Annotated in this window: 29 protein-coding genes and 1 tRNA gene; 17 read left to right on the forward strand and 13 right to left on the reverse strand. The window is 74.6% G+C overall.

From position 1 onward, the window contains the following. Positions 1-53 precede the first annotated feature (53 nt). The 7 genes from pknB to ACI8AG_RS04190 form a co-directional block, all read right to left on the reverse strand. A complete protein-coding gene (gene pknB / locus ACI8AG_RS04160; RefSeq protein ID WP_456596027.1) occupies positions 54-1841 on the reverse strand; it encodes a Stk1 family PASTA domain-containing Ser/Thr kinase in 1788 nt (595 codons plus the stop codon). A gap of 145 nt (positions 1842-1986) precedes the next feature. Then, positions 1987-3723 carry a protein kinase domain-containing protein gene (locus tag ACI8AG_RS04165; RefSeq protein ID WP_456596028.1) on the reverse strand — a complete coding sequence of 579 codons (1737 nt, stop codon included), beginning with the start codon at positions 3721-3723 and terminating at the stop codon, positions 1987-1989. Continuing rightward, complete coding sequence (locus tag ACI8AG_RS04170) at positions 3723-5165, reverse strand: peptidoglycan D,D-transpeptidase FtsI family protein (protein WP_456589570.1); 1443 nt, start codon at positions 5163-5165, stop codon at positions 3723-3725. The genes ACI8AG_RS04165 and ACI8AG_RS04170 overlap by 1 nt, the downstream gene beginning before the upstream one ends. After that, positions 5162-6568 (reverse strand): FtsW/RodA/SpoVE family cell cycle protein, encoded by a 1407-nt coding sequence (locus tag ACI8AG_RS04175; RefSeq protein WP_456596029.1) that lies wholly within the window; start codon positions 6566-6568, stop codon positions 5162-5164. The genes ACI8AG_RS04170 and ACI8AG_RS04175 overlap by 4 nt, the downstream gene beginning before the upstream one ends. After that, on the reverse strand, positions 6568-7980 hold the full coding sequence (locus ACI8AG_RS04180) for a PP2C family protein-serine/threonine phosphatase (RefSeq protein ID WP_456589568.1): 1413 nt from the start codon (positions 7978-7980) through the stop codon (positions 6568-6570). The genes ACI8AG_RS04175 and ACI8AG_RS04180 overlap by 1 nt, the downstream gene beginning before the upstream one ends. Beyond that, positions 7977-8435 (reverse strand): FHA domain-containing protein FhaB/FipA, encoded by a 459-nt coding sequence (locus ACI8AG_RS04185; RefSeq protein ID WP_456589567.1) that lies wholly within the window; start codon positions 8433-8435, stop codon positions 7977-7979. Before ACI8AG_RS04185 ends, ACI8AG_RS04180 begins: the two co-directional genes overlap by 4 nt. Before the next feature lie 85 nt (positions 8436-8520). Further along, positions 8521-9339 (reverse strand): FhaA domain-containing protein, encoded by an 819-nt coding sequence (locus ACI8AG_RS04190; RefSeq protein ID WP_456589566.1) that lies wholly within the window; start codon positions 9337-9339, stop codon positions 8521-8523. Positions 9340-9514: 175 nt separating this feature from the next. On the opposite strand from ACI8AG_RS04190, the gene ACI8AG_RS04195 reads away from it, so the two are divergent. Both ACI8AG_RS04195 and ACI8AG_RS04200 read left to right on the forward strand, forming a co-directional pair. Further along, positions 9515-9600, forward strand: a tRNA-Leu gene (locus ACI8AG_RS04195). A 205-nt stretch (positions 9601-9805) separates the two neighbouring features. Continuing rightward, entirely contained in the window at positions 9806-10669 is an 864-nt protein-coding gene (locus tag ACI8AG_RS04200) for a F510_1955 family glycosylhydrolase (RefSeq protein ID WP_456596030.1), read from the forward strand. A gap of 10 nt (positions 10670-10679) precedes the next feature. Here ACI8AG_RS04200 and ACI8AG_RS04205 read toward each other — a convergent pair whose 3' ends face one another. Continuing rightward, positions 10680-11123, reverse strand: coding sequence for a DUF1707 SHOCT-like domain-containing protein (locus ACI8AG_RS04205; RefSeq protein WP_456596031.1), 444 nt, complete (start codon positions 11121-11123; stop codon positions 10680-10682). Between the two features lie 109 nt (positions 11124-11232). Next, positions 11233-12396 carry an acyl-CoA dehydrogenase family protein gene (locus ACI8AG_RS04210; RefSeq protein ID WP_456596032.1) on the reverse strand — a complete coding sequence of 388 codons (1164 nt, stop codon included), beginning with the start codon at positions 12394-12396 and terminating at the stop codon, positions 11233-11235. A gap of 95 nt (positions 12397-12491) precedes the next feature. Between ACI8AG_RS04210 and ACI8AG_RS04215 the strand changes: the two genes are divergently transcribed. The 10 genes from ACI8AG_RS04215 (at position 12492) to ACI8AG_RS04260 (ending at position 19789) form a co-directional block, all read left to right on the forward strand. Next, the gene (locus ACI8AG_RS04215) at positions 12492-13070 is read left to right on the forward strand and encodes a TetR/AcrR family transcriptional regulator (RefSeq protein ID WP_456596033.1); all 579 of its coding nucleotides are present in this window, start codon (positions 12492-12494) and stop codon (positions 13068-13070) included. Beyond that, the gene (locus tag ACI8AG_RS04220) at positions 13070-13546 is read left to right on the forward strand and encodes a GNAT family N-acetyltransferase (RefSeq protein WP_456596034.1); all 477 of its coding nucleotides are present in this window, start codon (positions 13070-13072) and stop codon (positions 13544-13546) included. Before ACI8AG_RS04215 ends, ACI8AG_RS04220 begins: the two co-directional genes overlap by 1 nt. Before the next feature lie 59 nt (positions 13547-13605). Next, positions 13606-13959 (forward strand): hypothetical protein, encoded by a 354-nt coding sequence (locus ACI8AG_RS04225; RefSeq protein ID WP_456596035.1) that lies wholly within the window; start codon positions 13606-13608, stop codon positions 13957-13959. Positions 13960-14070: 111 nt separating this feature from the next. Beyond that, the gene (locus ACI8AG_RS04230; protein WP_456596036.1) at positions 14071-14760 is read left to right on the forward strand and encodes an RNA polymerase sigma factor; all 690 of its coding nucleotides are present in this window, start codon (positions 14071-14073) and stop codon (positions 14758-14760) included. Further along, the gene (locus ACI8AG_RS04235; protein ID WP_456596037.1) at positions 14757-15800 is read left to right on the forward strand and encodes a hypothetical protein; all 1044 of its coding nucleotides are present in this window, start codon (positions 14757-14759) and stop codon (positions 15798-15800) included. The genes ACI8AG_RS04230 and ACI8AG_RS04235 overlap by 4 nt, the downstream gene beginning before the upstream one ends. Before the next feature lie 100 nt (positions 15801-15900). Continuing rightward, the gene (locus ACI8AG_RS04240) at positions 15901-16818 is read left to right on the forward strand and encodes an aldose 1-epimerase family protein (RefSeq protein ID WP_456596038.1); all 918 of its coding nucleotides are present in this window, start codon (positions 15901-15903) and stop codon (positions 16816-16818) included. Position 16819: 1 nt separating this feature from the next. Beyond that, positions 16820-17542: an MOSC domain-containing protein gene (locus tag ACI8AG_RS04245; RefSeq protein ID WP_456596039.1), complete on the forward strand. Its 723-nt coding sequence runs from the start codon at positions 16820-16822 to the stop codon at positions 17540-17542. A gap of 5 nt (positions 17543-17547) precedes the next feature. Next, entirely contained in the window at positions 17548-17763 is a 216-nt protein-coding gene (locus ACI8AG_RS04250) for an RNA-binding S4 domain-containing protein (RefSeq protein ID WP_456596040.1), read from the forward strand. A gap of 86 nt (positions 17764-17849) precedes the next feature. Next, the gene (locus tag ACI8AG_RS04255) at positions 17850-19031 is read left to right on the forward strand and encodes a pyridoxal phosphate-dependent aminotransferase (RefSeq protein ID WP_456596041.1); all 1182 of its coding nucleotides are present in this window, start codon (positions 17850-17852) and stop codon (positions 19029-19031) included. After that, on the forward strand, positions 19028-19789 hold the full coding sequence (locus ACI8AG_RS04260; protein ID WP_456596042.1) for a nitrilase-related carbon-nitrogen hydrolase: 762 nt from the start codon (positions 19028-19030) through the stop codon (positions 19787-19789). Before ACI8AG_RS04255 ends, ACI8AG_RS04260 begins: the two co-directional genes overlap by 4 nt. Before the next feature lie 14 nt (positions 19790-19803). On the opposite strand, the gene ACI8AG_RS04265 is transcribed toward ACI8AG_RS04260, so the two are convergent. Both ACI8AG_RS04265 and ACI8AG_RS04270 read right to left on the reverse strand, forming a co-directional pair. Beyond that, a complete protein-coding gene (locus ACI8AG_RS04265; RefSeq protein WP_456596043.1) occupies positions 19804-20607 on the reverse strand; it encodes a DUF2382 domain-containing protein in 804 nt (267 codons plus the stop codon). 93 nt (positions 20608-20700) lie between these two features. Next, a complete protein-coding gene (locus tag ACI8AG_RS04270; protein ID WP_456596044.1) occupies positions 20701-21666 on the reverse strand; it encodes an endonuclease/exonuclease/phosphatase family protein in 966 nt (321 codons plus the stop codon). A 61-nt stretch (positions 21667-21727) separates the two neighbouring features. Here ACI8AG_RS04270 and ACI8AG_RS04275 point away from each other — a divergent pair, with 61 nt between their 5' ends. Together ACI8AG_RS04275 and ACI8AG_RS04280 are read left to right on the forward strand one after the other, a co-directional pair. After that, on the forward strand, positions 21728-22354 hold the full coding sequence (locus tag ACI8AG_RS04275; protein ID WP_456596045.1) for a CYTH domain-containing protein: 627 nt from the start codon (positions 21728-21730) through the stop codon (positions 22352-22354). Between the two features lie 150 nt (positions 22355-22504). Beyond that, positions 22505-23821, forward strand: coding sequence for a metallophosphoesterase (locus tag ACI8AG_RS04280; protein ID WP_456596046.1), 1317 nt, complete (start codon positions 22505-22507; stop codon positions 23819-23821). Positions 23822-23944: 123 nt separating this feature from the next. On the opposite strand, the gene ACI8AG_RS04285 is transcribed toward ACI8AG_RS04280, so the two are convergent. Beyond that, positions 23945-24517, reverse strand: a complete 573-nt coding sequence (locus ACI8AG_RS04285; RefSeq protein WP_456596047.1) for a TetR/AcrR family transcriptional regulator — start codon at positions 24515-24517, stop codon at positions 23945-23947. Between the two features lie 152 nt (positions 24518-24669). Here ACI8AG_RS04285 and ACI8AG_RS04290 point away from each other — a divergent pair, with 152 nt between their 5' ends. From ACI8AG_RS04290 to ACI8AG_RS04300, 3 genes are all read left to right on the forward strand, one after another. After that, the gene (locus tag ACI8AG_RS04290) at positions 24670-25410 is read left to right on the forward strand and encodes a GntR family transcriptional regulator (RefSeq protein ID WP_456596048.1); all 741 of its coding nucleotides are present in this window, start codon (positions 24670-24672) and stop codon (positions 25408-25410) included. A 31-nt stretch (positions 25411-25441) separates the two neighbouring features. After that, positions 25442-25882, forward strand: a complete 441-nt coding sequence (locus tag ACI8AG_RS04295; protein ID WP_456596049.1) for an SRPBCC family protein — start codon at positions 25442-25444, stop codon at positions 25880-25882. A gap of 144 nt (positions 25883-26026) precedes the next feature. After that, entirely contained in the window at positions 26027-26299 is a 273-nt protein-coding gene (locus ACI8AG_RS04300) for a GlsB/YeaQ/YmgE family stress response membrane protein (protein ID WP_347058774.1), read from the forward strand. A 33-nt stretch (positions 26300-26332) separates the two neighbouring features. On the opposite strand, the gene ACI8AG_RS04305 is transcribed toward ACI8AG_RS04300, so the two are convergent. Next, positions 26333-26971 carry an MBL fold metallo-hydrolase gene (locus ACI8AG_RS04305; protein WP_456596050.1) on the reverse strand — a complete coding sequence of 213 codons (639 nt, stop codon included), beginning with the start codon at positions 26969-26971 and terminating at the stop codon, positions 26333-26335. Positions 26972-26978 lie beyond the last annotated feature (7 nt).

The following is a 26978-nucleotide window of genomic DNA, read 5'->3' on the forward strand; positions in this document are numbered from 1 at the left end:
AGGGCCCCTCCCGGTGGGAGGGGCCCTGCTCGGCGTCCGGGAGGCTGGTCGCGCTAGCCGCCGGTCTCGTCGTCCTCCGGGTCCTGCGTGTCCGGCGTCTCCGGCTGTGTGGGCGGAACGGACGGGGTGGTCGTGGTGGGCGTGGCCGGCTGCTCCGGCGGCGTGGGGACGGCCACGCGGAGCGTGATGGTGTCCCCCGAGCCGACGTCCTGCCCGGCCGACGGGTCGGTCTCGACGACGGTGCCCTGCGGGACGTCGTCGCGCTCGACGTTCTGGATCTCGATCTGCCCGGCGCTGAAGCCGGCCTCCTGCAGGAGGGCCCGCGCCTGCGTCTCGGTCCGGTTGACGACGTCGGGCAGCTCGATGGTGCCGGTGGAGACGCTCAGCGTGATGACGGCATCCGGGTTCGCCTGGCTGGACTCGGCGGGGCTCACCGCGGCCACCCGGCCCTCGTCGTACTCGATGGAGTCGACCTGCCGGCTGGAGATGTTGGTGAACCCGGCCTGCTCCAGGTTGGCGCGCGCCTGGTCCTCGGTGAGGCCGACGACGTTCGGCACGAGGATGGTGTCGGGCCCGGCGCTGACGACCAGGTTGACCGGGGTCTCCGCATCCACCCGCGCACCGCTGGGCGGGGTGCTCGACACGACCTGCCCTTCGGGAACGGTGGCGCTCGCCTCGGTCGTGACGTCGCCGACGGCGAGCCCGGCCTCGGTGATCCGCTGTTCGGCCGTGACCTGGTCCAGCCCGGCGAACGCGGGCACGGTCACCTGCGCGACCGGCGGCGCCTCGTCGTCCTGGGTCAGGGCCACGGCCGCGGCGATCACGCCACCGAGAAGGAGCACGGCGAGCACCGAGACGATCGCGATGATCCGGCGCTTGCGGCGCCGATCGCCGTCGTCGTCCCAGTCGTCGTCGCCGTGGCCGCTGGCGTAGGCGCCCACGGGTGCGCCGATGATGGCGGTCTTCTCGGCGTCGCCCATGACCGGCGTCGCCTCGACCCGCTGTCCGGCGAGCGCCCGGAGCAGGTCGTTGCGCATCTCGGCGGCCGACTGGTACCGGTTGGCCGGGTTCTTGCTCATCGCCTTGAGCAGGATCGCGTCCAGCTCCGGGGGCACGTCGGGGTTGATCGACGACGGCAGGCGGGGGTCCTCGCGCACGTGCTGGTAGGCCACCGACACCGGCGAGTCACCGGTGAACGGCGGTGCCCCGGTGACGAGCTCGTAGAGGAGGCAGCCCAGCGAGTAGACGTCGGACCGGGCGTCCACGCCCTCGCCGCGCGCCTGCTCGGGGGAGAGGTACTGGGCGGTCCCTATCACCGCAGCCGTGGAGGTCATCGTGGCCGCGGAGTCCGACACCGCCCGGGCGATGCCGAAGTCCATGACCTTGACCGTGCCCTGCGGGGTGATCATGACGTTCCCGGGTTTCACGTCCCGGTGCACGATGCCGTTGCGGTGGCTGAAGTCCAGTGCGCCGCTGATGTCCGCGGCGAGGCTCATGGCCCGCTCGATCGGCAGCCGGCCCTCCCGCCGGAGGACGTCGCGCAGGGTCTCGCCCTCCACGTACTCCATGACGATGTACGGGGTGGCGCCGCTGGGCGTGCGGTCCTCGCCGGTGTCGTAGACGGCGACGATCGCCGGGTGGTTGAGGGAGGCCGAGGCCTGGGCCTCGCGGCGGAAACGCACCTGGAACGAGGGGTCGCGGGCCAGGTCGTGGCGCAGCACCTTGACCGCCACCTCGCGGCCGAGGCGCAGGTCGCGGCCGTGGTGCACCTCGGCCATGCCACCGCGGCCCAGGACTCCGCCGATCTCGTAGCGCTCACCGAGCACCTGCGGCGTGGTCATCGACGGTCCTCTCGGGCGGTTCCGTGCGGCCTGCGCGGCCCGGTGGTGCGGAGCGTGCCCGCGGCGATCTGCGCCGCGGACTGCTGGCCGTCGGCGAGCCTAACCGCAGAACGCCCCGCGATCCGGGATCCGAGTGCCGAGCTGGTCACTGTCCGTCACCCTGGGTCGGCGCGGCGCTCGCTCCGGCGTCGGTCTCCGGCGCGGGCGGTTCGGTGGTCGTCGGCGGCGGGGGTGCCGTGGTCGTCGGAGCAGGCGTGCCGCCGGCGGGGGGCGTCGTGGTCGTCGACGAGCTCGTCGCGCTCGTCGATGTCTCCTCCGCAGGATCGGTCGTCCCCGTCGGGGCCGTGGTGGTCGGCGGCGCCGTGGTCGTCGGGGTCGCCGTCTCCTCGCCCTCGTCGCCCTCGTCGCCCTCGTCGGCCTCGTCGCCCTCGTTGCCCTCCCCGGCGGCGGGGTCGTACTCGTCGGGGGAGTAGTAGAGCGTGACCGGGGTGTCCGGGGTCGCCTCGACGCCGGACGGATCGATGGCCGCGACGTCGCCCTCGTCCAGGGCCTGGCCGAGGGCGGCCAGCAGCCCCGCGCTGGCCTCCTGCTGCGAGACCGACGTGAATCCGGCCTCCCGCAGCTCCTCCTCCACCTCGTCGGCGTCCCGGCCGATGTACCGGGCCGGGTCCAGCAGGATCCCGGCGGGCTCGGCGCTGGTGGTCGGTGCGCCGGTGGTGGGGGCGGCGTCCTCGTTGCCGGGATCGGCTCCCGTACGGGACAGCAGCACGAACGTGGTGCCGGCCACCAGCAGCAGGGCCACGACGGCCGCGGCCAGCCAGGCCCAGCGCCGATTGCCGCCCCGGGCGGGAGGTCCGTCGCCGGCCGTCCAGTCGTCGTCGTCGTCCGGAGCAGCGTGCAGGGGCGGCATCGGACGGCCAGCGGTGGCCGGCGACACCGCGGGCATGCCGGCGGCCGGCGTGGCGAAGACCTGGGTGTGTCCGTCGCCGACGTCCACGATCTGCGTCGGGGCGGTCGCCGGGGCGACCACGGAGGCGGCGAGGGAGTCGCCGGCGGCGACGCGGCGGACCGCCTCGGCGAACGCGCCGCCGTCGGTGAACCGGTCGGCCGGGTCCTTCGCCAGGGCCCGCTCGACGAGCAGGCGGACCGCCGGGGGGATGTCCCCCGGCAGCGGGGGCGGCGGCCGGTTGATGTGCGCCAGCGCGATCGCCACCTGGGAGGCGCCGTCGAACGGCCGGGCGCCGGAGAGGCACTCGAAGCCGACGACGCCGAGCGAGTAGACGTCGGAGGCGGCGGTCACCTCCATGCCCTGGGCCTGCTCGGGGGAGAGGTACTGCGCGGTGCCGACCACCATGCCGGTGCGGGTGAGCGGTGCGGCGTCCCGGGCCTGGGCGATGCCGAAGTCGGTCAGCTTCACCACGCCGTCGGGCCGGACGATCAGGTTGCCGGGCTTGATGTCGCGGTGCACCACGCCGGCCCGGTGGGCGGCGGAGAGGCCGTCCGCGGCCTGGCCGAGCACGTGCAGCGTCCAGTCGACGGGCAGCCGGCCCTCCTCGTGGAGGATCGTCACCAGGGGCTGGCCCTCGACGTACTCCATGACCAGGAACGCCAGGGTCTGCACGCCGCTGTCGTCGGTGGTCTCGCCGTAGTCGTAGACCGAGGCGATGTTGGGGTGGGACAGGGCCGCGGTGTGCCGAGCCTCGTTGCGGAAGCGGGCCAGGAAGCTCGGGTCGTTGGTGTACTCGCTCTTGAGCACCTTGGCGGCCACGATGCGGTCGAGCACCTGGTCGCGGGCCTTCCACACCTCCCCCATGCCGCCGGTGGCGATGGGCGCGGTGATCTCGTAGCGACCGGCCAGCAGGCTCCCGATGCCGAGTGCCATCAGCCCCGCCCCTCGAACCAGGCGGCCATGACGTCGCGGGCGATGGGGGCGGAGACGTCGCCGCCGGTACCGCCGCCGTTGGCCACGAACACGGCGACGGCGATCTGCGGGTCGTCGGCGGGCGCGAAGCCCATGAACCAGTTGTGGTCGGGCACGCCCTCGCGCACCTGCGCGGTGCCGGTCTTGCCGGCGACCTCGATGCCGGAGAGGCGGGCGGCCCGCCCCGAGCCGCGGGCGACGACGCTGACCATCATCTCGGTGAGCTGGTCGGCGACGGTCGCCGAGATGGGCTCGCGGAGCTCCTCCGGGTCGGTCGAGTCGATGACGGTGAGGTCGGGCGCGCGCAGCTCGTCGATCAGGTAGGGCTTCATCTGCACGCCGTCGTTGGCCACGGTCGCTGCCAGCATGGCCGCCTGGAGCACGGTCATGCGCACGTTGCGCTGGCCGATGGACGCCTGGGCCAGGGCGGCGTCGTCGGGGATCTCACCGACGGTGCTCGCCGCGACCTCCAGGGGGATCTGCAGGCCCTGGTCGTCCAGCCCGAACGCCTCCGCCATCTCGCGCACCTGCTCCTCGCCGAGATCGAGGCCGAGCTGGGCGAAGGCGGTGTTGCAGGAGATCGTCAGCGCATCGGTGAGCGACTGCTCGCCACTGGGGCTGCACGCCGAGCCGCCGAAGTTGGGGATCACCCGGGTGCTGTTCGGGAGGGGCAGCTCGCGGGGGGCCGGCACGACGGACTCGGGGGCCAGCCCCTCCTGCAGGGCGGCCGCCGCGACGATCACCTTGAACAGCGACCCGGGCGGGTAGTTGTCCGCGATCGAGCGGTTCACCCGGGGGTCCGGATCCTGCGAGGTGATGGCCTCCATGTTCTCGCGGATGGCCTGGGGATCGTGGCCGGACACCAGGCCGGGGTCGTAGGTGGGCGTGCTCGCCATCCCGAGGATCGCGCCGGTCCGCGGGTCGAGGGCGACGACACCACCGGTGACACCCTCCAGGCCTGCCATGGCAGCCGCCTGGACGGCGGGGTCGAGGGTGAGGACGACGTCGCCGCCGGCCGGGTCGCGCCCGGTGAACAGGTCGGCGATGCGCCGGACGAACAGCCGGTCGTCCTCCCCGGAGAGCACGTCGTTCATGACCTTCTCCAGGTACCGGTTGCCGTACACCAGCGAGTGGTACCCGGTGACCGGCGCGTACATCGGCCCCTGCGGATAGGTGCGCAGGTACTCCAGCCGGCCGTCGGTGGGCACGGACATCGCGACCTCGGTGCCCGCCACGATGATCGAACCGCGTTCCCGGTCGTAGGACTCGGCGATCACCCGGGTGTTGCGGGTGTCGCTCCGGAGATCGTCCGAGCGGACCACCTGGATGACGTTGACGTTGACGATCAGCAGCGTGAACAGCACCAGCACGCTGATCGCCACCCGCCGCAGCGGCGCGTTCACGGGGTCACCACCTCGGTCGGGGCGTCCCCGAGCCGCACCGGGGCGGCGTGCTGCGTCGCCGGGCGGCGCGCGGCGTCGCTGATCCGGACCAGCAGCGCGACGAGCACGAAGTTCGCCACGAGCGACGATCCGCCGTAGGCCAGGAACGGCGTGGTGAGCCCGGTCAGCGGGAGCAGCCCGGTGACCCCGCCCAGCACGACGAACACCTGCCAGGCGATGGCGAACGCCAGCCCGGTGGCCAGCAGCTTGCCGAAGGCGTCGCGGACGACGAGCGAGGTGCGCAGGCCGCGCTCGACCAGGATCAGGTACACCACGATGACGGCGACCAGCCCGAAGAGGCCGAGCTCCTCGCCGACGGCGGCGGCGATGAAGTCGCTCTTGGCCACCGGCACCTGGTCGGGGCGCCCGCCGCCGAGGCCGGCGCCGAACAGCCCCCCCGTGCCGAGGCCGAACAACGACTGCATCAGCTGGTACCCGGCGCCGTCGTAGTGGGCGGACGGGTCCAGCCAGGTGTTCACGCGGGCCTGCACGTGGCTGAAGATCTGGTAGGCGATGAACGCGCCGCCGGCGAACAGGCCCAGGCCGATGAACAGCCAGCTGGCGCGCTCGGTGGCGACGTAGAGCATCACCACGAAGATGCCGAACAGCAGCAGCGAGCTGCCCAGGTCGCGCTCGAAGACGAGCACCAGGATGGAGACGATCCAGGCGAGCAGCACCGGGCCCAGGTCGCGGCCGCGGGGCAGTTCGATACCGGCGACCTTGCGGCTGGCCAGCGCCAGCACGTCGCGCTTGTCCACCAGGTAGGCGGCGAAGAAGACGACGAGGCAGATCTTGGCGAACTCGCCCGGCTGGATGGAGAAGCCGGCCACCCGGATCCAGATCTTGGCGCCGTTGACCTCCGAGATCGACGCCGGCAGCACGGCCGGGATGGCCAGCAGCACCAGTCCGATCAGCGCCAGCGTGTAGGCGAACCGGGAGAGGATCCGGTGGTCGCGGACGACGACGAGGACGGCCACGAAGAGCGCGACGCCCAGGGTCGCCCACACCAGCTGCACGGGTGCGTCCTCGCGGGTGATCGTGCTGCCGACCTGTCCGGCCGCCAGGTCGAGGCGGTGGATCACGGCCAGGCCGAGGCCCACGAGCAGGGCGACGGCCGGGAGCAGCAGCGGATCGGCGTAGGCCGCCCACCGGCGGACGACGAGGTGCGCGACCACCCACAGCGCGGTGATCCACACGCTGAAGCCGGCCATCTCCGGGCGCAGTTCGCCGGTGACCGTGAGGTCGACGATCGCCTGCGCCGCGACGGTGATGAGGACGGCGAAGGCGAGCAGCAACGCCTCGGTGCCCCGCCGGGTGGGCGTCTCGGCCGCGGCGGTACGCGGGTCGGTGACGGGTCCGGGCATCAGTCGGCCTCCCGGCAGTCCACCCCCGGCACGGGCGACGTCGTCGTCCGCGCCGGCGACGGCACGCTCGTCGGCTCCTCCGCGGGTGCCTCGGGGAGGGCGGGCTCCCCGGGCGCCGGTTCCTGGGCGGTCGTCGGTGCGGCGGCCGGCGGCACCGCCGGCTCCTCCGTGGGCGAGGCGGTGCCGCTGTCGGCGGTGCGGCACAGCGGCAGCCGCTGGTCGGTCAGCGCGGAGACGATCCGCTCGGCGTCCTCGGAGTCGTCGGCGGTGATGGTGTCGAGGACGCGGTTGCGCGCGGCCGGGGTCAGGTCGCTGAGCGCGAGGTCGGTGCCCCGGTCCAGGCGGGAGAGATCCATCCCGAGCAGCGAGGCGTCCAGCCCGCGGAAGACGGCCACCTGCCGGTCGTCACCGGAGCCGTTCACGCCCACGAACCAGTGGTTGAGCGCCCACACGTACGTACCGATCGCCCCGGCCACCAGCACGGTGAGAAGGGCCCCCGCCACCAGGAGGATGCGCATCGGGCGGCGGCGGGCGGAGGGGCCGCCGCCCGTCGGCAGTGTGGGCGGCGGCGGGGGAGCAGCGGCCTGGTCGGCGAGCGCGGCCCGGCCGGCGGCCGAGCGCGGGTCCACCTCGCGCTGGCCGATGTTGTCGCCGGCCGCGCCGTCCACGACCGGGTCGAACCGGCCGTTGCCACCGGTGTCCTCGAGGACGTCGGCGACGATCACGGTGATGTTGTCCGGGCCGCCGCTGCGCAGGGCCAGCTCGATCAGCCGGTCGGCGGTGGCCTCCGGGTCGGGGTCCTTGAGCGCCTCGGCCAGGGTCTCCTCGCTGACGACGCCGGACAGGCCGTCGGAGCACAGCAGGTAGCGGTCACCCGCGCGCGCCTCGCGCATCGAGAGGTCGGGCTCGACCTCCTGGCCGTTGAGGGCGCGCAGCAGGAGGGACCGCTGCGGGTGCGTGCTCGCCTCCTCCTCGGTGATCCGGCCGTCGTCGATCAGGCTCTGCACGAAGGTGTCGTCGTGGGTGATCTGGGTGAACTCACCGTCGCGCAGCAGGTAGGCCCGGGTGTCACCGACGTGGCACAGGGCGAGCCGGCCGCCGGCGAACAGGATGGCGGTGAGCGTGGTGCCCATGCCCTCGAGCTGCGGCGACTCGCGGATGACCTCGCGCAGGTGCTCGCTGCCCTCGTGCACGGCGGACCGCATCGACTGCAGCATGTCGCCGCTCGGCGTGTCCTCGTCGAGGTGCTCGAGGGCGGCGATCACCACCTTGCTGGCGACGTCGCCGGCGGCGTGGCCGCCCATGCCGTCGGCCACGGCCAGCAGCCGGGGCCCGGCGTAGACCGAGTCCTGGTTGTTGCCGCGGATGAGGCCGCGGTCGGAGCGCGCGGCGTAGCGGAGGACCAACGTCACGAACGCAGCTCCAGTGCGGTCTGGCCGATGCGGATCGGCTGGCCGGGGGCGACCTGCAGCGGGCCCTGCACGCGCTGCTGGTCCAGGTAGGTGCCGTTGGTCGAACCCAGGTCCTCGACGTACCACTGGCCGCCCCGGTTGGTCAGGCGGGCGTGCCGGGAGCTGGCGAAGTCGTCGGTGAGGACCAGGGTCGAGTCGTCGGCCCGGCCGATGAGGATGGGTTGGTCACCGAGGGTGATCTTGGTGCCGGTGAGCGGCCCGGCGGTGACCACCAGGGACTTGGGACCGCGGTGGCCGCGCTTCTTCGGCGTGGCCGAGCGGGGCGGCACGGTGGCGACGCGACCCGGACGCCCGCCGAACAGGTCGGCGCGCACCACGCGGAACGCGGCGAAGATGAACAGCCACAGCAGCAGGAGGAAGCCGAAGCGGAAGATCTGCACGACGAGTTCAGTCACGGCCGCACCCCGGCAGACACCTGCCCGGCATCGCGGCGGGAGGTCTGTTCCCGGATGCCGGATTCTCCTGACCGCACGGAGCCGGTCACGCCCCGTCCTGCCGGTAGACGAGGACGGAGTGACCGATACGGATGACGTCGCCGTCGCTGAGCGGCTGGCGGCTGACGCGCCGGCCGTTGACCAGCGTGCCGTTGGTCGACCCGAGGTCCTCCACCGTGGCGACGTCGCCGTCGAGGACGACGTCGACGTGCTTGCGGCTGACGCCGGTGTCGGGGATGCGAATGTCTGCCTCGGTGCCCCGGCCGATGACGTTGCGGCCGGTGGAGAGCTCGTGCCGCGTGCCCGGGCCGTCGACGACCAGCACGTGGGTCATCGTCGTCCGGGAGCCCGCGCGGCCGAGTACCGAGGGGTTCTGCTTCCCGGTGTCGGTGGCCATCCGCCCGCGCAGCGGCGGGAGCGGAGGCAGCGGGGGGTGGCCGGCGACCGGGGCGGAGGCCAGCGGCGGCGCGTCGGCCCGGACCGGTGGGCGCGCGGGGTCGGCGACCTGCGAGCTGACCTCGAAGACGCCGGTGGTCAGCTCGTCGTCCCGCTCCAGCGCGACGGTGACCTTGTCGAAGACCTGGTAGCCCTCGTCCTCGATGTGCTCGGTGACCATGTCGGCAAGCTCGCCGGCCAGCTGGTCGGACCACTGGCCCAGGTGCTCGAAGTCGGTCTCCCCGAGGCGGACGACGTAGACGTTGGGCGCCAGCACCCGGCCCTCGCCGAGGATGGAGCGCTGCTCGTCGGCCTCGCGCTGGAGCGCCTTGGCGATCTCGGCGGGGTGGACCTTGCCCTTGAAGAGGCGCGCGAAGGCGAGGCCGACCATCCCCTCGAGCCGGCGCTCGAAGCGCTGCAGCACACCCACAGTCGCTCCCTTGCGCTCGCCGGACGTCCCACTCTGCCACCCGTGATCGTAGCCGGGCCGGGCGCGCATGACCGCCCAGGAAGACGCGACGCCCCGCACGTCGTCCGCGGGGCGAGCGGTCTCGGAACCCCCCGGCGGCGGTGGGCGTGCCAGCTGATACTGTCTTGCCTCGCCAGGGCAAGTGGCGGAATGGCAGACGCGCACGGTTCAGGTCCGTGTGTCCGAAAGGACGTGGGGGTTCAACTCCCCCCTTGCCCACCAGCACTCCGACGTCCCGGGTCACCTCAGGTGGCCCGGGACGTCGTCGTTCCGACGACTGCAGGCGCCGCCCGGCGGAGCTTGCCTCGTACCGTGGCGGGCGGCCCGTCACCGACGGTGGCCACCGGTGCGCGACCTCGGGTCGTGCCGGACGGATGCGGAGGTGGCGGTGCGCTGGTCCGGACGGGTCCGAGCGGGGAGCCGGTGGGTGGCGCTGGCCGCCGTGCCGGCGCTCCTCGCCGGCTGTGGCAGCGACGGCGGGACCGGTGACCAGGAGGCCCCGGCCGGCGCGCCGCACGGTCATGCGGACGGTGCCCACGGCGCCGGCGCGGAGGTCGTCCTCGAGCACGTGCACGGCCTCGGTGTCGACCCGGCCGACGACTCGCTCTACGCGGGGACCCACCACGGGCTGGTGCGGATCTCCGCCGACGGCGAGCCGGTCCGCATCGCCGACCGGGTGCAGGACTTCATGGGCTTCACCGTCGTGGGGCCCGGCCACTACCTGGCCAGCGGCCACCCGGGGCCGGGCCAGGACGGTCCCGGCGACCTCGGCCTGCTCGAGACCACCGACGGCGGGGAGTCCTGGACGACGCTGTCGCTGGCGGGCGAGGCCGACTTCCACGCCCTCGACGCCGCGGGCGGCACGATCTACGGCTACAGCGGTGGTCGGCTCCTGGTCAGCCAGGACGGCGTCGAGTGGGCCGACCGGGGCGCGATGCGGGTTGCCGACCTGGCCGTCGACCCGGCCGACCCGCAGCGGGTCCTGGCCACCACGCAGGACGGCCTCCGGGTGTCGGAGGACGGCGGATCGCGCTTCGGCGCGGTCCCCGACGCGCCGCAGCTCGTGCTGGTCGACGTCGCCGACAACGGGTCGGGGGTCGGCGTCGCGCCCGACGGCACGGTGTTCACCAGTGCCGACGGTGGCCGGACCTGGTCGCAGCGCGGGCACGTCGGCGGCCCTCCGGAGGCGCTGACCGGCGAGGGAGGGCGCATCCACGTGGCCGTGCCGGGCGCGGTCCTCGTCTCCACCGACGGCGGGACGACCTTCACGGAGCTGTACCGCGAGGTGTGACGGCCGCCGGTCAGCCGGGGAGCCGACGGCGTCCCCGCTCCCCCAGGTGGCCCATCAGCAGGAAGGCACCCCAGGGGACGATCACCCAGAACGGCCAGAAGTACAGGAACTCGCCTGCGGCGATCGAGGTCACCGCCCAGATCGCCAGCACGAGCAGCGCCGTGCTCGACCACGATCCCCAGGCCTGCCGGCCGTGTGAGAACCCGTGGCGCGTGGCGCCGGGCGTGCAGGGGCTCGTGCCCGCGGGAACCGGTGCCGGTGCGGGCCGGGCGGGCGCGGCCGGCAGGTCGGCGGTGAGCTCGGCCAGCTCACCGAAGGTGCGAGCGGTGTAGGCGCGGGCGAGGCGCTCGTCGTACTCGGCGACGGTGAGCCGGCCCTCCGACATGGCGTGCCCGAGCGCGGTAGCGACGGCGGCGCGGTCGGAGTCGGCGGCGCGCAGGTGGGGCTCGGGCACGGTGCTCTCCTCGCTCGGGGACACCAGTCTGGTCCGGCGGGGCGGCCGCGGACCACTGACAGCTGTCACCGGTTCCACGTGGAACCCGTCAGCTGCGTGGACGCGCGGGTCAGCCCGCCGGCGGGGCCGCCTGGGCGGTGAGGTGGCGACCGATGACCATGCGCTGGATCTGGTTGGTGCCCTCGAAGATCTGCATGACCTTCGCCTCGCGCATGTACCGCTCGGCCGGGTGGTCACGGGTGTAGCCGGCTCCGCCCAGCACCTGGACGGCGTCGGTGGTCACCTTCATCGCGGCGTCGGTGGCGACCAGCTTGGCGATGCTGGCCTGCCGGGAGAACGGCTTGCCGGCGTCCTTGCGGCGGGCGGCGACCAGGTAGGTGGCGCGGGCGGACTCCACGGCCGCCGCCATGTCGGCCAGCAGGAAGGCCACGCCCTGGTGCTCGGCGATCGGCCGGCCGAACGCTTCCCGCTCGACCGCGTAGGCGACGGCGACGTCGAGGGCCGACTGCGCCAGCCCGACGGCGACGGCGCTGATGCCCAGCCGGCCGGAGTCCAGCGCCCCGAGGGCGATCGCCATGCCCCGCCCGGGCTCGCCGACCAGCCGGTCGGCGGGGATCGGCACGTCGTCCAGGCGGATCGCCGCGGTGGTGGAGCCGGTCAGGCCCATCTTCTCCTCGGGCTTCGCGGCGCTGAACCCGGGCAGGTCGGGCGTCAGGTGGAAGCAGGAGATGCCCCGGGGCCCGTCCGCGGGCGTGCGCAGGAACGTCGAGTAGAAGTCGGCGTGCCCGCCGTGGGTGACCCACGCCTTCTCGCCGCGGGCGACCCAGCCGTCGTCGGTGGCGGTGGCGGTGGCGCGCATCGCGGCGACGTCGGAGCCGGCGTGCGCCTCCGAGAGCGAGTAGGCGCCCAGCAGGCCGCCGCCGACCATCTCGGGCAGCAGGTCCCGGCGCTGCGCCTCGGTGCCGAAGTTCGCGATGGGGGAGCAGGCGAGCGTGTGCACGCTGATGCCGAGGGCGACGCTCGCCCAGCGGGCCGCCAGCTCCTCGAGCACCTGCAGGTAGACGGCGTAGGGCTGTCCGCCGCCCCCGACCTCCTCGGGGAACGGCAGGCCCATCAGGCCGGCGTCACCCAGCAGCCGGAAGACCTCGCGGGGGAAGCGCTCCTCCCGCTCGTAGGCCGCCGCCTTCGGCGCGAGCTCCGCGTCGGCGATCTCCCGGGTGAGGGCCAGCAGGTCCTCGGCCTCGGGCGTGGGCAGCTCGCGCTCGACGGCCACGGATCTCCTCCGGAAGGTCGGGGAACAGTACTGCTGACCGTACCGCAGTACTGTTCTGCGACCAGGTCCATGCTGGCCCGCCGGGAGGAGGTGGCATGGAGACCGCTGAGGGGCGGCTGACCCGTCGCCAGGCCGAGCTGCTCGACCAGCTCGAGGAGGTGTTCCTCGCCGAGGGCTTCGCCGGGTTCACGCTCGAGGACCTCGCCGTCCGGCTGCGCTGCTCGAAGAGCACGCTCTACGCGCTGGCCGGGAGCAAGGAGCAGCTGGCGCTCCGGGTGATCCGGCACTTCTTCCGCAAGGCGACGGCGGCGGTCGAGGCGCGCACCGTCACCGAGGCCGACCCCGCCCGGCGGGTGACCGCCTACCTGACCGCGGTCGCCGCCGCCCTCGCCCCCGCGGGGCCGGCCTTCCACCGCGACCTGGACACCTTTCCCCCGGGGCGGGAGATCTACGAGCGCAACACCGCCCTGGCGGCCGGGCGGGTGCGCGAGCTGATCGCCGAGGGTGTCGCCCAGGGCCGGTTCCGCGAGGTGCACCCGGCGCTGGTTGCCGACACGGTGACCACGCTGATGCTGCGCATCGGCCGCGGCGACACCGGGCGCGCGACCGGCCTGGACGACGCGACGGCCTACCGTGAGCTGGCCGCCCTGCTGCTGCACGGCATCACCCTGTGATGATCTCCGCCGTGCGGGTGGAGGAAGCGACGTGGGACGACGCCGACGTGCGACGGCTGACCACCGACCAGCAGACGGAGGTCCGCGCCCGCTACGGCGGCAAGGAGGAGCCGGGCACCCACCCCTCCGCGGCCGACGTCGCCGTGGTGCTGCTCGCCCGCGACGACGACGGGACGCCGCTGGGTTGCGGGGCGCTCCGGGCACTCGGCGACGGCGTGGCCGAGGTGAAGCGCATGTACGTGGTGCCGGCGGCACGGGGCCGCGGGGTGTCGAAGGCGGTGCTCGCCGGGCTGGAGGACGCCGCACGCGCCCGGGGGTGGACCAGCCTGCGGCTGGAGACGGGCCCGCTCCAGCCGGAGGCGATCGGCCTCTACTCGGGCGCCGGGTACCGACCGATCGGCGCGTTCGGGGACTACGTGGGCGACCCGGACGCGGTGGACTCGCTGTTCTTCGCCAAGGAGCTCGACGCGACCTGAGGCCGTTCGGATACCGGCCGGTCCCCTTCCTCGTGGCCGCGCTGTGTGAGGGTGGAGCCATGCGCATCCGGGAGCTCGTCCTGCTCGCCGCCGTGGCGACCGCTCCGCTCGGCCTCACCGCCTGCGGTGGCTCCAGCGTCGAGGACTTCTGCGACCAGTACCGGGCGACCGCCGAGATCGAGCCGGAGGACGGGGAGGAGGCCCGGGAGGTGCTCGAGGACCTGGCCGACAGCGTTCCCGACGAGGTGGACGAGGTGCAGGAGGCCGCCCGGTACATGGCCGAGAACTTCCCTGCCGCTGGCGACCTGGACAGCGCGGTCGTGGAGGGGCAGCTGGGCGAGGAGGAGCTGACGGAGTTCCTCGCCGCGGCGGACACCGTCAGCGCCTACGGCGACGAGTACTGCCAGGGCTGAGCGTCGGCGACGTTCCCGCGGGATCGCCGGCGTTCCCGGCGGCGGGGAGGCGACCGCGGTCTCCCGGGAGGAAGCCGTGAACCGGATCCGCCGCTCCGGACATCAAGGGATGTGACCACTTCACCGATCGCGGCCGGATCACCACCGGCCGTGACCCCGACGGCGCTGCACCGGTCCGCCGGTCCACCCGCCGAACCCCCGCGGCTGCGCGCCCTGCCCGACTCGCTCCCCAGCGACGCGGAGCTGATCGCCCGGTCGGTCGACGACCCGGCGGAGTTCGCCCCGCTGTTCGACCGGCACGCTGCCACGGTGCACCGCTACCTGGGCCGCCGGGTGGGGGAGCTGGCCGACGACCTGCTCAGCGAGACGTTCCTCATCGCCTTCCGGCGCCGGGCGGCCTACCGGGCCGACCACGTCGAGGTCCGGCCGTGGCTGCTGGGCATCGCGACGAACGTCGTCCACGGGCACGTGCGCACCGAGCAGCGCCGCTACAAGGCGCTGGCCCGCGCGGCCGCCGAGCCCGAGCGGCCCGGCGACGACCCAGGGGACACCGCCGGCCGGCTCGACGCCCAGGCGCTGCGCGGCCCGCTCGCCGCGGCGCTCGCCGGCCTGAAGCCCCGCGACCGCGACGCCCTGCTGCTGCTCGCCTGGGGCCAGCTCGGCTACGAGGAGATCGCCGCCGTCCTCGACGTCCCCGTCGGCACGGTGCGCTCCCGGCTGCACCGCGCTCGCCGCCAGACCCGCGCCGCGCTCGGCGGCGTCCTCCCGCTCGACCCGACCTCCGAGGAGGGGGACCGATGAACGACCTCACGCTGCTCCGCGAGGCGGGCCCCGCGGCGCCGCCGCTCTCCCCCGCCGCCCGCTCGGCCGCCCGCGCCGCGCTGCTCGCCGAGATCGAGGGCCCGGCTCCCCGGCGGGCGCGCCGGCCGAGCCGTAAGGCCACCCTGCGCATCGGGCTGGCCGCCGTCACGGTGGCGGCGGCCTGGGCCGCCGCCGTCGTCATCGCCGCGCCCGACGGGCCGGGGACCCCGGCAGAGAGCGTGACCCTGGTGGACTTCCGGATGCCGACCTTCCCGCTGTCGCTGGAGCCCGAGCCCGTGGGGATGCGGCCCGGGTTCACCGGGGACGGGGAGTCCGCCGGCTTCGCCGAGTACGACTCCGCGGACGGGGCCGACCGGTTCACCGTGGGCGTGCACGGGGACGAGCCCGACGGGTGGGAGGACTCCTTCGAGCACGTCGACGTCACGGAGCGCTCGCAAATCAGCGTCGACGGGGTGTCCGCCGACCTGGTCCACGGGACCCGGGACGTGTACTGCGACGACGGCCTGACGGTCTGTGGGCGGGAGCGCTTCGCCGAGCTCCTCTGGGAACGCAGGGACGACCAGTGGGTGACGATGACCGGCGAGGGCCGGTACAGCGCGACCGCCGACCTGGTCGCGGTCGCCGAGTCGCTGGTCGATCGGCCGCAGCGGGCCACGCTCGCCGCCGAGCTCGCACCGCTGGGCTGGTCGGTGCAGTTCTACAAGATGGGGCGGGTCCTCACCCTGGTGAACGACGCCTACGAGCAGCAGACGATCACGGTGCACGTGCCGCTGCCGGAGGACGTGTCGCCGCTCGCCGAGGTGCGCGCGAACCTCATGGGTCCGGTGGGGCCGCAGCTGGAGGTGGTGGTGCAGGGCCGGCCGGCAGCTCTGGTCCGGGTCGACAACGGGCCCAGGGACCGGGGCTGGTTCCTGCAGGCGCAGTTCGAGGACGGGACGACCTTCACCCTCCAGGTGCCCGACGCGTTCACCCAGGAGCAGGTGCTGGAGTTCGCCGAGCAGGTCACCTACCACCCCTGAGCCCGCGAGATCTGCACACCGGCCCCCGTCGACGGCCCGATGGGGGCGAGTGTGCAGATCTCGCCGGGGCAGCGGGGCGGCGATGTGGTGAGCTGAGCGCATGCCCGACACCTGGCCCACCAGCGACCGCACCGAGGTGGAGCTCACCGCCGGCGACGCCCGCCTCGCCCTGGACCTCCGCGGCGGGACCCTTCGCCGGCTCGCGGTCGGGGACTGGGAGGTCCTCGACGGCTACCCGGCCGGGCAGGTGCTGCCCGGCTGGCGCGGCGCGACCCTCGTGCCCTGGCCGAACCGGCTGCGGCACGGCCGGTGGAGCTGGCGCGGCGAGGAGCTCCAGCTCGACGTCCGCTCCCCCGATGAGCCGCACGCCATCCACGGCCTGGTTGCCTGGCAGCCGTGGACGGTGCTGGCGGAAGCGGACCGGTCCGTCACGGTCGGGACGACGGTGGAGCCGCACCCCGGCTATCCGTTCCGCCTCGCCGTCGCGGTGGACCACGCGCTCGACGCCGACCGGCTCACCTGCACGCTCCGCGTCCGCAACACCGGCGACCGGCCGGCGCCGTTCGGCGCCGGTTTCCACCCCTACCTCTCCGTCGGGGTTACCCAGGACGGCGGCATCGGCGACGCGGAGGTGGAGCTCCCGGCCCGCACCGAGCTGGTGCTGGACGGCGGCCTGCCGACGGGCGAGCGGCGGCCGTTCGACGGCGCCGTCGGCCGGATCGGCGACCGGGCGCTCGACGTCCCGCTCACCGACCTCGACCGGGACGACCAGGGGTGGTGGCACGTGCGGCTGCGCGGCGGCGCGGGGGAGCTGGTGCTCTCGGCCGACGCCGCCTGGCCGTGGCTGCAGGTCTACAGCGGCGACACCCTGCCCGAGGGCCAGTGGCGGCGCAGCCTCGCCGTCGAGCCGATGACCTGCCCGCCCAACGCGCTCGCCGACGACGTCGACCTGCACGTGCTCGAGCCGGGCGCGGAGTGGGCCGGCACCTGGTCCCTCGCCTGGACGCCGGCGGGCTGAGATGCGCGTCGCGGAGCTCTGGCGCTACCCGGTGAAGTCGCTGCAGGGCGAGCGGCTGGCCGAGGCGGAGCTCGGCCCGCTCGGCATCATCGGTGACCGGCGGTGGGCGCTGTTCGACCGCGACACCGGCTTCGGGCTCACCGCCCGCCGGGTCCCCGAGCTGCTGTTCGGCGCGGCCCGCGTGCGCCCGGACGGCGGGGTCGAGGTGGTGCTCCCCGACGGAACGGTCACCACGGACGAGGCCGTGCTCTCGGACTGGCTCGGCCGCCGGGTGGAGCTGCGGGCAGCCGGGGACGACGACACCGTCCCGACCTACGAGTCGGCCGTGGGCGACGACGAGCCCGATCCGAACGAGTGGCGGCAGTGGGAGGGCGCCCCCGGCCCGTTCCACGACAGCCCGCGCATCCGGCTCTCCCTGGTCTCCACCGGCACGCTGGGCACCTGGGACCGCCGCCGCTTCCGGGCCAACGTCGTGCTGGACGGCGCCGGGGAGGACGCGCTGCGCGGCACGGAGGCCGACCTGGGCAGCGCGCGGTTGCGGTTCGGCACCGGCATCCCGCGGTGCGTGATGACCACCCGCCCGCAGCCCGGCGGCATCCCGCGCGACACCTCGGTGCTCAAGACGGTGCACCGCGAGCGGGAGGGGCTGCTCGCCGTGCGGGCCGCTGTCCTCGCACCCGGGCAGGTCCGGGTCGGCGACGAGCTGCGCCGGGCGGCAGACTGACGACCGTGCGCACCGTCGATCTGCGTCCCGGCGAGGACAGCATCCGGCTCGGCCAGCTGCTCAAGCTGGTCGACGCCGTCCCCACCGGCGCCCAGGTCAAGGACGTGCTGCTCTCCGGCGCGGTGACGGTGAACGGTGAGCCGGAGGACCGGCGCGGCCGGCAGCTGCGCTCCGGCGACGTGGTGGCGATCGAAGGCCACGAGGACGTCCGCATCGCCTGAAGAAGGACCCCCTGCCCCCGCGACTCGCAGGCTCGCCGCGGGACCCTGCAGGGGGCCGCGTGGAACCGACCCGGGAAAGGAGCCGCATGACCGCACCGCTGGCGTCCCGGCTGCGCGGTTTCGGGACGACGATCTTCGCCGAGATGAGCGCGCTCGCCGTCGCCACCGGATCGATCAACCTGGGCCAGGGCTTCCCCGACTACCCCGGACCGCCGGAGGTGCTCGACGCCGCCCGCGCCGCCATCGGCACCGGCGCCGACCAGTACCCGCCCGGCCCGGGCATCCCCGAGCTGCGCTCCGCCGTCGCCGAGCACCGGCAGCGGTTCTCGGGTGGCACCTACGATCCCGACACCGAGGTGCTGGTCACCGCCGGCGCGACCGAGGCGCTGGCGGCGGCGATGCTCGCCCTGCTGGAGCCCGGCGACGAGGTGGTCCTCTTCGAGCCCATCTACGACAGCTACAGCGCCTCGGTCGCCATGGCCGGCGGCGTGGTGCGCCCCGTCCCGCTGCACCCGCCCGCGGACGGCTCGGGCCCCTGGGGGTTCGACGAGGCGGAGCTGCGCGCCGCGATCACGCCGCGCACCCGGCTGCTGCTGGTCAACTCCCCGCACAACCCGACCGGCACGGTGCTCACCCGCGACGAGCTGGCCGTGCTGGCCGAGCTCGCCACCACGCACGACCTCACGGTCGTCACCGACGAGGTCTACGAGCACCTGGTGTTCGACGGCGCGGAGCACGTCTCCCTCGCCACGCTGCCCGGCATGCGCGAGCGGACGCTCGTCGTCTCCAGCGGCGGCAAGACGTTCAACGTGACCGGCTGGAAGGTCGGGTGGGTCTGCGGCCCGGCTTCGCTGGTGGCCGCCGTCCGCACCGCCAAGCAGTTCCTCACCTACGTCAACGGCGGGCCGTTCCAGCCCGCGGTCGCCGCGGGGCTGCGGCTGCCGGAGGCGTACTTCACCGGTATCGCCCGCGACCTGCAGTACCGCCGCGACGTCCTGGTGGCGGGGCTGCGCGAGGCCGGGCTGCCGGTGATCAGCCCGCAGGCGACCTACTTCGCCACCGTCGACGTCCGCGGGGTGCAGCCCGACGGCGACGGGCTCGCCTTCTGCCGGGCGCTGCCGGAGCGGGCGGGCGTGGTCGCCGTCCCGACCGTGGTCTTCTACACGCCCGAGCACGCCGCCCTCGGGCGGCACCTGGTGCGGTTCGCGTTCTGCAAGAGGGATGACGTGCTCGGCGAGGCGGTCGAGCGGTTGAGGAGGCTGGCATGAGGGTCGCAGCGGTGCAGCACGACATCGCCTGGGAGGACCGGGAGGCGAACTTCGCCCGGCTCGCCCCGCAGGTGGCCCGGGCGGCCGCCGCCGGCGCCGAGCTGGTGCTGCTCACCGAGACCTTCTCCACCGGGTTCTCGATGACGCCGGGCATCGGGGAGCCCGAGGACGGGCCGTCGGCGGCGTTCCTCGCCGCGCAGGCCGCCGAGCACGGCGTGTGGGTGGGCGGCAGCTGCCCGGAGATCGCCCCGGGGGAGCAGCTGCCCTACAACTCCTTCGTCCTGGCCGGGCCGGACGGCGGGACGCACCGCTACCGCAAGCTGCACCCGTTCACCCACGGCGGCGAGCACGAGCGGTTCCGCGCCGGCGACGGGCCGCTCACGGTGACCATCGGGGGGCTCAGGATCACCCCGTTCATCTGCTACGACCTGCGCTTCGCCGACGTCTTCTGGCGCGCCGCCCTGGAGACCGACCTCTACGTGGTGGTGGCCAACTGGCCGGCCGCCCGGCGCCTGCACTGGCAGACGCTGCTGCAGGCCCGGGCGATCGAGAACCAGGCCTACGTCGTGGGGTGCAACCGGGTGGGCACCGCCGGGGACGGCACCGAGCACACGGGCGACAGCCGGATCGTGAACCCCATGGGCGAGCTGCTGGCCACCGCCGCCGGGACCGAGACCCTCGTGCTCGCCGACGTCGACGCCGCCGAGGTGGCGGCCACCCGCGACCGGCTGCGCTTCCTCCCCGACCGGCGCGGCTGAGAGGCCGGCGGCCGTCAGCTCCGGGGCGTGCCGTCCTGGTCGACGGTGATCTGCTCGCGCAGCACCTGCTCGGTGACCGTCTCCCGGCCCTCCACCACCTCCGTGCGCAGCCGCACCCGCTCCACGGGCACCACCTCGACACCGAACACAGGACGCTCGGCGTGCAGCACGATCTCGTCCGGCAGGCCCGTCGCGGCGGTGTCCTCGGGCACCAGCGACTCACCGGAGTGCGACTCACCGGAGTGCGACTCACCGGAGTGGGCGGCGTCCCCGGCCGCCGCGGTGCCGTCCAGCGGGATCTCCTCCAGGCGGATCTCCTCGCGCCGGATGGGCACCGTCACCTGCACCTCCTCGGTGACGACGTACTTGACCAGGCGGACCCGCCGGGCAGCGACCCGCTCGGTGTCGACCCGCAGCCGTTCCTCGCTCCGCGTCATGGCGCCGTCGGTCGGGGTCGCGGCGTCGTCGGGTTCCCGGTGGCGCCCACCGCCGCTTCCTGCGCCCCGCGCCTCGTCGATGCCGTAGTGGCGCCGCAGCTCGGCCTCCTCGCCCGGGTCGAGGTGGTTCCCGCCGACGGCCGGGGCGCTCGTCACCGCCTCCGCGGTGACCGGCAGCCGCAGCCGGCCGTCTTCCCAGGAGGCCTCGCGGGCGGGCACGATCGAGTGCCGGGTGCCGAACAGGCCGGTGGTCACCGCCACCCAGGTCGGCTCACCGGTCCGGTCGTCGACGAAGAAGTGTTCGACGGTGCCCAGTTTGTCGCCACCGTCGCCGTAGGCGGTGCTGCCGATCGCTTCCGCGACCTGGTGCTCGCTCAACATGGGTCGGCTCCCTCCATGCGGCGCGCCCGGTCGCGCGTCCCGCCGTACAAGGCTGCCCACCGGGCGGGGTCGGTGAACATCGGCTGCCGCGCCTCAGCCGCCCGGCACCACCAGGTCGACCACCACGGACCGGTGATCGCTGCCCCGCACCGGGACGAAGCCGCAGCCGGCGACGGCGAGCCGCGGATCGACCAGCACGTGGTCGAGGCCCAGCCGGGGGGCCGGGAGCCGCAGCGGCCGCCAGGTCCAGGCGTGCCCCACGCCGACGGCGCGGGCGGCGTGCAGGTAGCCCAGGCGCAGGACCGCGCGCAGCGCCGCGTGGTCGAGCGTGGCGTTGAAGTCACCGGCCAGCACCCGCAGCACCGCCGGATCGGGCGCCGGCAGGGCGGCGAGGTCGGCGGTCCAGGCGCGGACGGCGGCCGGTGACGTCGCCGGGGGGAAGGCGTGCACCGCGGTGACCTCGAGCGCGGGCCCGGCGCGGAGCGGCAGCCGCACCGTCGGCTGCTCGAAGCCGCCCGGCACGGCTCCGCGGCCGTCGATCGGCAACCGGCTCCAGATGCCACCGGACGCCGAGGCGACGCTGCCCGGCCGGGCGGGGACGACGTGGGCGTGCGGCAGCAGGTCCGCCAGCCCGGCGGCGGTCAGCCGCCCCTCTGCCTCCGGGGTGAGCTCCTGCACCGCCAGGACGTCGACCCCGTGCCGGCGGACGAGCTCGACGACCGGCTCGGCGGGGACCAGCCCCCGGCGCAGGCTCACCGTGGCGATGCGCACCCGCCGCCCCGTCGGCGGGGCGCCGGCGGGCGGCCTGCCCCGGTGCGAGCGCACGGCGGCACCGAGCGTGGCGCCCGCCGCCGCGGCGAGCAGGGTGCCCGCCCGTGACCGGGCCCGCACGGCCGCGACCAGGGGGACGACGGCGGCGGCGGCCGCGTAGGGGGTGAACGCCAGCGCGGGCACCAGCGGGAAGCCCCGCTCGGCGCCGGTGCGGCGCAGCACCGCCCACACCGCCCACGGCGTGGCGGCCGCGACGGCCCACCGGGGATCGGGGTCGGTCCGGGCCATGGCGGTCACGCTAGCCAGGGCGCCGGTGGGCCGCCCCCGGTCGGTGCCCTACGGTCGGGCCGTGGTCGCCGAGCAGCTCGAGATCGAGCGGAAGTTCGACGTGGACGAGGCGTTCGTGCCGCCGTCCCTGGACGCGGTCCCCGGCGTCGCGGTGGTGGACGCCCCGGTGCTCCACCAGCTGGCGGCGGTCTACCACGACACCCCGGACCTCCGGCTCGTGCGCGCCCGGGTGACGCTGCGCCGCCGCACCGGGGGGCCGGACGAGGGCTGGCACCTCAAGCTCCCGGCGGACGGGGCCCGCCGGGAGCTGCACGCGCCGCTGGCGCACGGCACCGACGTGGCACCGGCCGAGCTCCTGGAGGTGATCACCGGGCTCCTGGCCGGGGAGGTGCCCGGGCCGGTCGTGACGATGCGCACCCGGCGGGTGGTCACCGCGCTGCGGGACGCGGCCGGCCGGGTGCTGGCCGAGCTCGCCGACGACACGGTGACCGCGACGGTGGCCGCGACCGCTCCCGGCGACGTCCCCGAGGTGCGCAGCTGGCGCGAGCTGGAGGTCGAGCTCGTCGACGGCTCCGAGCCGATCCTGGCCGCGGTGGGCGACGTGCTCGTCGCCGCCGGCGCCCGCCCCTCCCCGCGGGCGTCGAAGCTGGCCTCCGCGCTCTCCTCCCGGCTCGACGGCACCGGCTGATCCCGCTCCGGGAACACCCCGGCGCCCTCCGTCGTCCATCCTCTGCACCGGCGTGCATCGACCCGGTCCCGCCGTGCTCCCCGATCCCGCCGGAGGTCCGCCCTGTCCCTCATCGGTCTGCTGGGCTTCGGGACGGTCGTCCTGCTGGCCGTGGGGTTGCTGCACGCCTACCTGTGGCTCCGGCTGGTCCGGAGCACCACCGAGCCCGGCCGCCTGCGCCGCCGGCTCACCCTGCTCACCGTCCTCCTGGCGGTGTTGCCGGTGGCGGCGCTGCTGTCGCGCGGCGTGCTGCCGCTGGACGCCGGCACCCCGCTGAGCTGGATCGGCTACAGCTGGCTCGGCATCGCCCTCTACGCCGTGCTCGCGCTGCTCGTCCTCGAACCGGTGCGGCTGGTCGGGAACGCGCTGATCAGCAGGCGTAGCGGGGGAGTTGTGCGCCAGGTCGTCCCGAGTGGGGCGCGGAGCGCTCCGCAGAGGGACGACGCAGCGGCTCCGTCCGACCGGGGGACGCCACCTGGCCGCGGTGCCGTCCGGGCGGACGGCGACCTCCTCGCCGACGCCCCCGCCGATGCTCCGGCCGACGCCCCCGCCGATGCTCCGGCCGACGCCCCTGCCGACGGCATGGGGCGGCGGCTCTTCCTGGCCCGCGGCCTCGCGGTGACCGCCGGAGCGGTCGCGCTGGGCACCGCCGGCACGGGCGCCTGGTTCGCCAACTCCGCGCCGGTGGTGCGGCGGGTCCCGGTCACCCTGCGGGGGCTGGACCCGGCGCTCGACGGGCTGCGGATCGTCACCTTCTCCGACGGCCACCTGTCGGCCACCTACGGCGGACGGCGGTTCGAACGGGTCGTGGAGCTGGTCAACGAGCAGCGGCCCGACGTGGTGGCCATCGTCGGCGACCTGGTCGACGGCGACGTCGACGAGCTGCGGGAGGACGTGGCCCCGCTGGCGGACCTGGTCAGCGAGCAGGGCGTCTACTTCGTCACCGGGAACCACGAGTACTTCGTCGACATCCGGGCCTGGATGCGGCACCTGCCGACCCTGGGCGTGGACGTGCTGCGCAACGAGCGGGTGGCGATCCGCCGGGGCGGCGCCTCCTTCGACCTGGCCGGGATCGACGACCGCATCGCGGCGGCGTCAGGTGTGCCCGGCCACGGCGCGGACCTGGACGCCGCGCTGGACGGGCGCGACGACGCCACCCCGGTGGTCCTGCTCGCGCACCAGCCGGTGATGGTGGAGCAGGCGGCCGCGGCCGGCGTCGACCTGCAGCTGTCCGGGCACACCCACGGCGGGCAGCTCTGGCCGTTCGACTACGCCGTGCGGCTCGACCAGCCCTCCGTGGAGGGCTGGTCCCGGCACGGCGACACCCAGCTGTACGTCTCCTCGGGGGCGGGCTACTGGGGCCCGCCGATGCGCATCGGCGCCCGGCCGGAGGTCACGGTCGTGGAGCTGCGGGCACCGGGCCGCTGAGCCGGCGCCGAGCCCCCGGTTCGGTGGGTGCGGCGGGCATGTCGAGCCGCGCCGTCGGGTGTCCAGCCGCGCCGTGACGCGGCGGAACGTCGGGTGCAGCGGCTCGACCCATGCCGAACGGGGTCAGGCCCCGGAGAGGGCGTCGAAGGCCTCGGTCAGGCACCCCCCGAGTTCCCGCTCCCCGTCGCTGTCGGCCCACACGAGCATCCCGGTGGTGAACGCGGCGAGGTGGGCACTGGCGATCACCAGGTCCGACGACCGGACGGGCTGATCGCCGGCGCTGGCCTCGGCGACCATCGTGGCCGTCATCCGGTCGAACTCCCCGGCCCGGTACCGCAGCGCGGGGCTGCCGGCGATGATCCGCCAGCGCGCGAGCAGCTGGGCCCGCTCCCCGTCGTCGAAGCTGGTCAGCGAGTTCACCGCCGCCTGCCGGATCCGCAGCCCCAGCGGCTGGTCGGCCGGCTGGGCGGCGATGAGCTCGGCCACCTGGTGCGGCGCGAGGAGGGCCATGATCAGGTGCTCCTTGCTCGGGTAGTGCGCGTAGAAGGTGGGCACCGACACGCCGGCGGCGGACGCGATGCGGGCGATCGGCACCTGGTCGTAGCCCTCGTCCTCGAACAGCCGGAGCGCCACCTCGTAGATGCGCAGGTGGGTGGCCCCCCACCTGCGCCTGCGCCAGTCGGGTGAGTCCGTCACGCGGTGATCATCGACCGGTCACCCGGTTGGCTGCCAGCCCCGCCGTACCGGGCGTCATCCGGCCGGCCACGTGACGCACGCCACGACACGATCGATGTGACGTCTCATACGACATGACGACCAGACGTCTCCTCGGGCAGTACCTTTGTCCCGTGGTCAGCCCCGTAGCAGGTCCCAAGTACCTGTCGGTCCGCGAGCACCTGCGCCGCCGGGTCGCCGCGCTGCCCGAGCTCACGCTGCTGCCCCCCGAGCCGGTCCTCTGCGCCGAGTACGGCGTCAGCCGCATCACGCTGCGGCGCGCGGTCGACGGGCTCGTGGCCGACGGCCACCTCGTGCGTGAGCAGGGCCGGGGCACCTACGTGACCCGCCCGGCCATCCGGCACGAGTACCGCGAGAGCTTCGTGCACCGCATCGCGGGCTTCAACTCGGTCATGACCGAGCAGGGGGCGCAGGTCGGCACGACCGTGCTCGTCCAGCGGGTCGTGCCGGTGCCCGTCCCCGTGGCGACCGAGCTGAAGCTGGAGCCGGGGTCGGAGGTGGTGGAGCTGGTGCGGCTGCGCAGCGTCGACGGCACGCCCAACCACGTCGCGCACAGCTTCCTGCCGGCCGCCGCGTACCCCGGCGCGGTGGACGCCGACTTCAGCGAGGGCTCCCTCTACGACTACCTGCGCCGGGAGTACGCGGCCGACCTCGCCCACGCCCGCATCGTCGTGGACGTCGGCACCGCCGCCCCCGACGAGGCCGAGGCGCTCGGCGTGGTCGCCGGCTCCCCGCTGCTGGTCGTCCGGACCACCGTGCGGGACGGCGAGGGGCGCCCGCAGGTGCACAGCTTCTCCCGACTGCGACCCGACGTCAGCCAGGTCGAGTTCGAGGTCTCCGTGGGCGGCCGCTGACGTGCCGACGACCGCGACGGGCACCCGGGAGGTGCCGCAGCCCCGCGCGGAGGTCTGGCGCGCGCTGGCGGTGCTGGAGCCCTACTGCGCCGTCTGCGACGTCTCCTACGTGCTCGCCGGCACCGGGTCCCCCGGGGTCGGCACGACGTTCGTCTGCTCGCCCGGGCAGCTCGACGGCGACGCTCCGCGATCGGGCGCGCCACGCGGGGAGATCGTCGTGTGGGAGCCGCTCCGCCGGGTGACCACGCGCCTGGAGCTCACCCCGGAGACGTGGACGACGGAGATCGAGCTCTCCGACACCGCCGCCGGCGGCACGCGTGTCTCGATCACGATCGGTCACGAGCCCACCGGGGGCAGCCGGCTGGTCCGCCGGCTGACCCGCACCGCCGTGCGCCGGCTGGTGCAGCGGACGGTCGACGCCGAGCTGGCCAAAGTGCCCGCGCACGTGGCTCAGGCGGCCGCGGGCTCCTGACCGGGGAAGCCGTGCCGCTCGTTCGGGGGAATCACGCATCGTCGTGATCAACCGGGGTACAGGGCCTTGTCGTGCACCGGCGGCACGCTCGGCACCGTGCCGGGAGAACCGTGCTCGCCGGTCGAGCGAACTGAGGAGCTTGCTGTGGAAATCATCGGTCTGATCATCGCCGGGCTCATCATCGGCCTGCTGGGGAAGTTCGTCGCCCCCAGCACCCGGGACAACACGCCCATCTGGCTCACGCTGCTGTGCGGCGTCGGCGGTGTGCTCCTCGGCTACTGGGTGAGCGGTCTGCTGGGCGTCGAGGACACCGCCGGCATCGACTGGCTGCGGTGGATCATCTCCATCGTCCTGGCGGCGGTGCTGGTGGTGGCGGCGTCCACGCTCACCGGGCGCAACGACCGCGCCGTCCGCTGACCTGACCGCCGTCTCCGGCGGAGGCGGTCGGGTTCAGACCTCGACCGTCTCCCCGGGGGTCAGCCGGGCCACCGGCGTGGGGGTCCCCGGACCCCGCTCCCCGAGCAGCCCGCTCACCACACCGATCCCGGTGTCGTTGAGCAGCCCGTCGTGCACGGCGTAGGCCTGGTCGGCCCGCACCTCCCGCAGGTAGTCGATCACCTCGGCCGTGCGCGACCAGGGCGCGTGCAGCGGCAGGAGCAGCGTGGGGACGGCCGTGCCCGGCACGGTGAAGGCGTCGCCGGGGTGGAAGACCTGCCCGTCGACGAGGAATCCGACATTGGCCACCCGGGGCAGGTCCGGGTGGATCTCGGCGTGCAGCTCGCCGTGCACCTGCACCTCGAACCCGGCGACCGTGACCGCGTCGCCGGCCCCGACCACGTGCACGCGGTCGCCGGCGCCCTCGAGCGCGGCCGCCACCGCCCGGTTGGTCCACACCTCGAGCGACGGGGTGGCGTCCAAGGCCGCCCGCAGCCTGTCGGCGACGAAGTGGTCGGGGTGCTCGTGGGTGACCAGCACCGCCGTCGCACCGTCGAGGGCGACCGGGTCGGTGAAGGCACCCGGGTCGATGACCAGCCGCCGGTCGCCGTCGGAGAGGACCACGCAGGCATGCCCGTGCTTGGTGAGCTCCATGACCTGA

Source organism: Blastococcus sp. SYSU DS0552 (genome assembly GCF_054050815.1).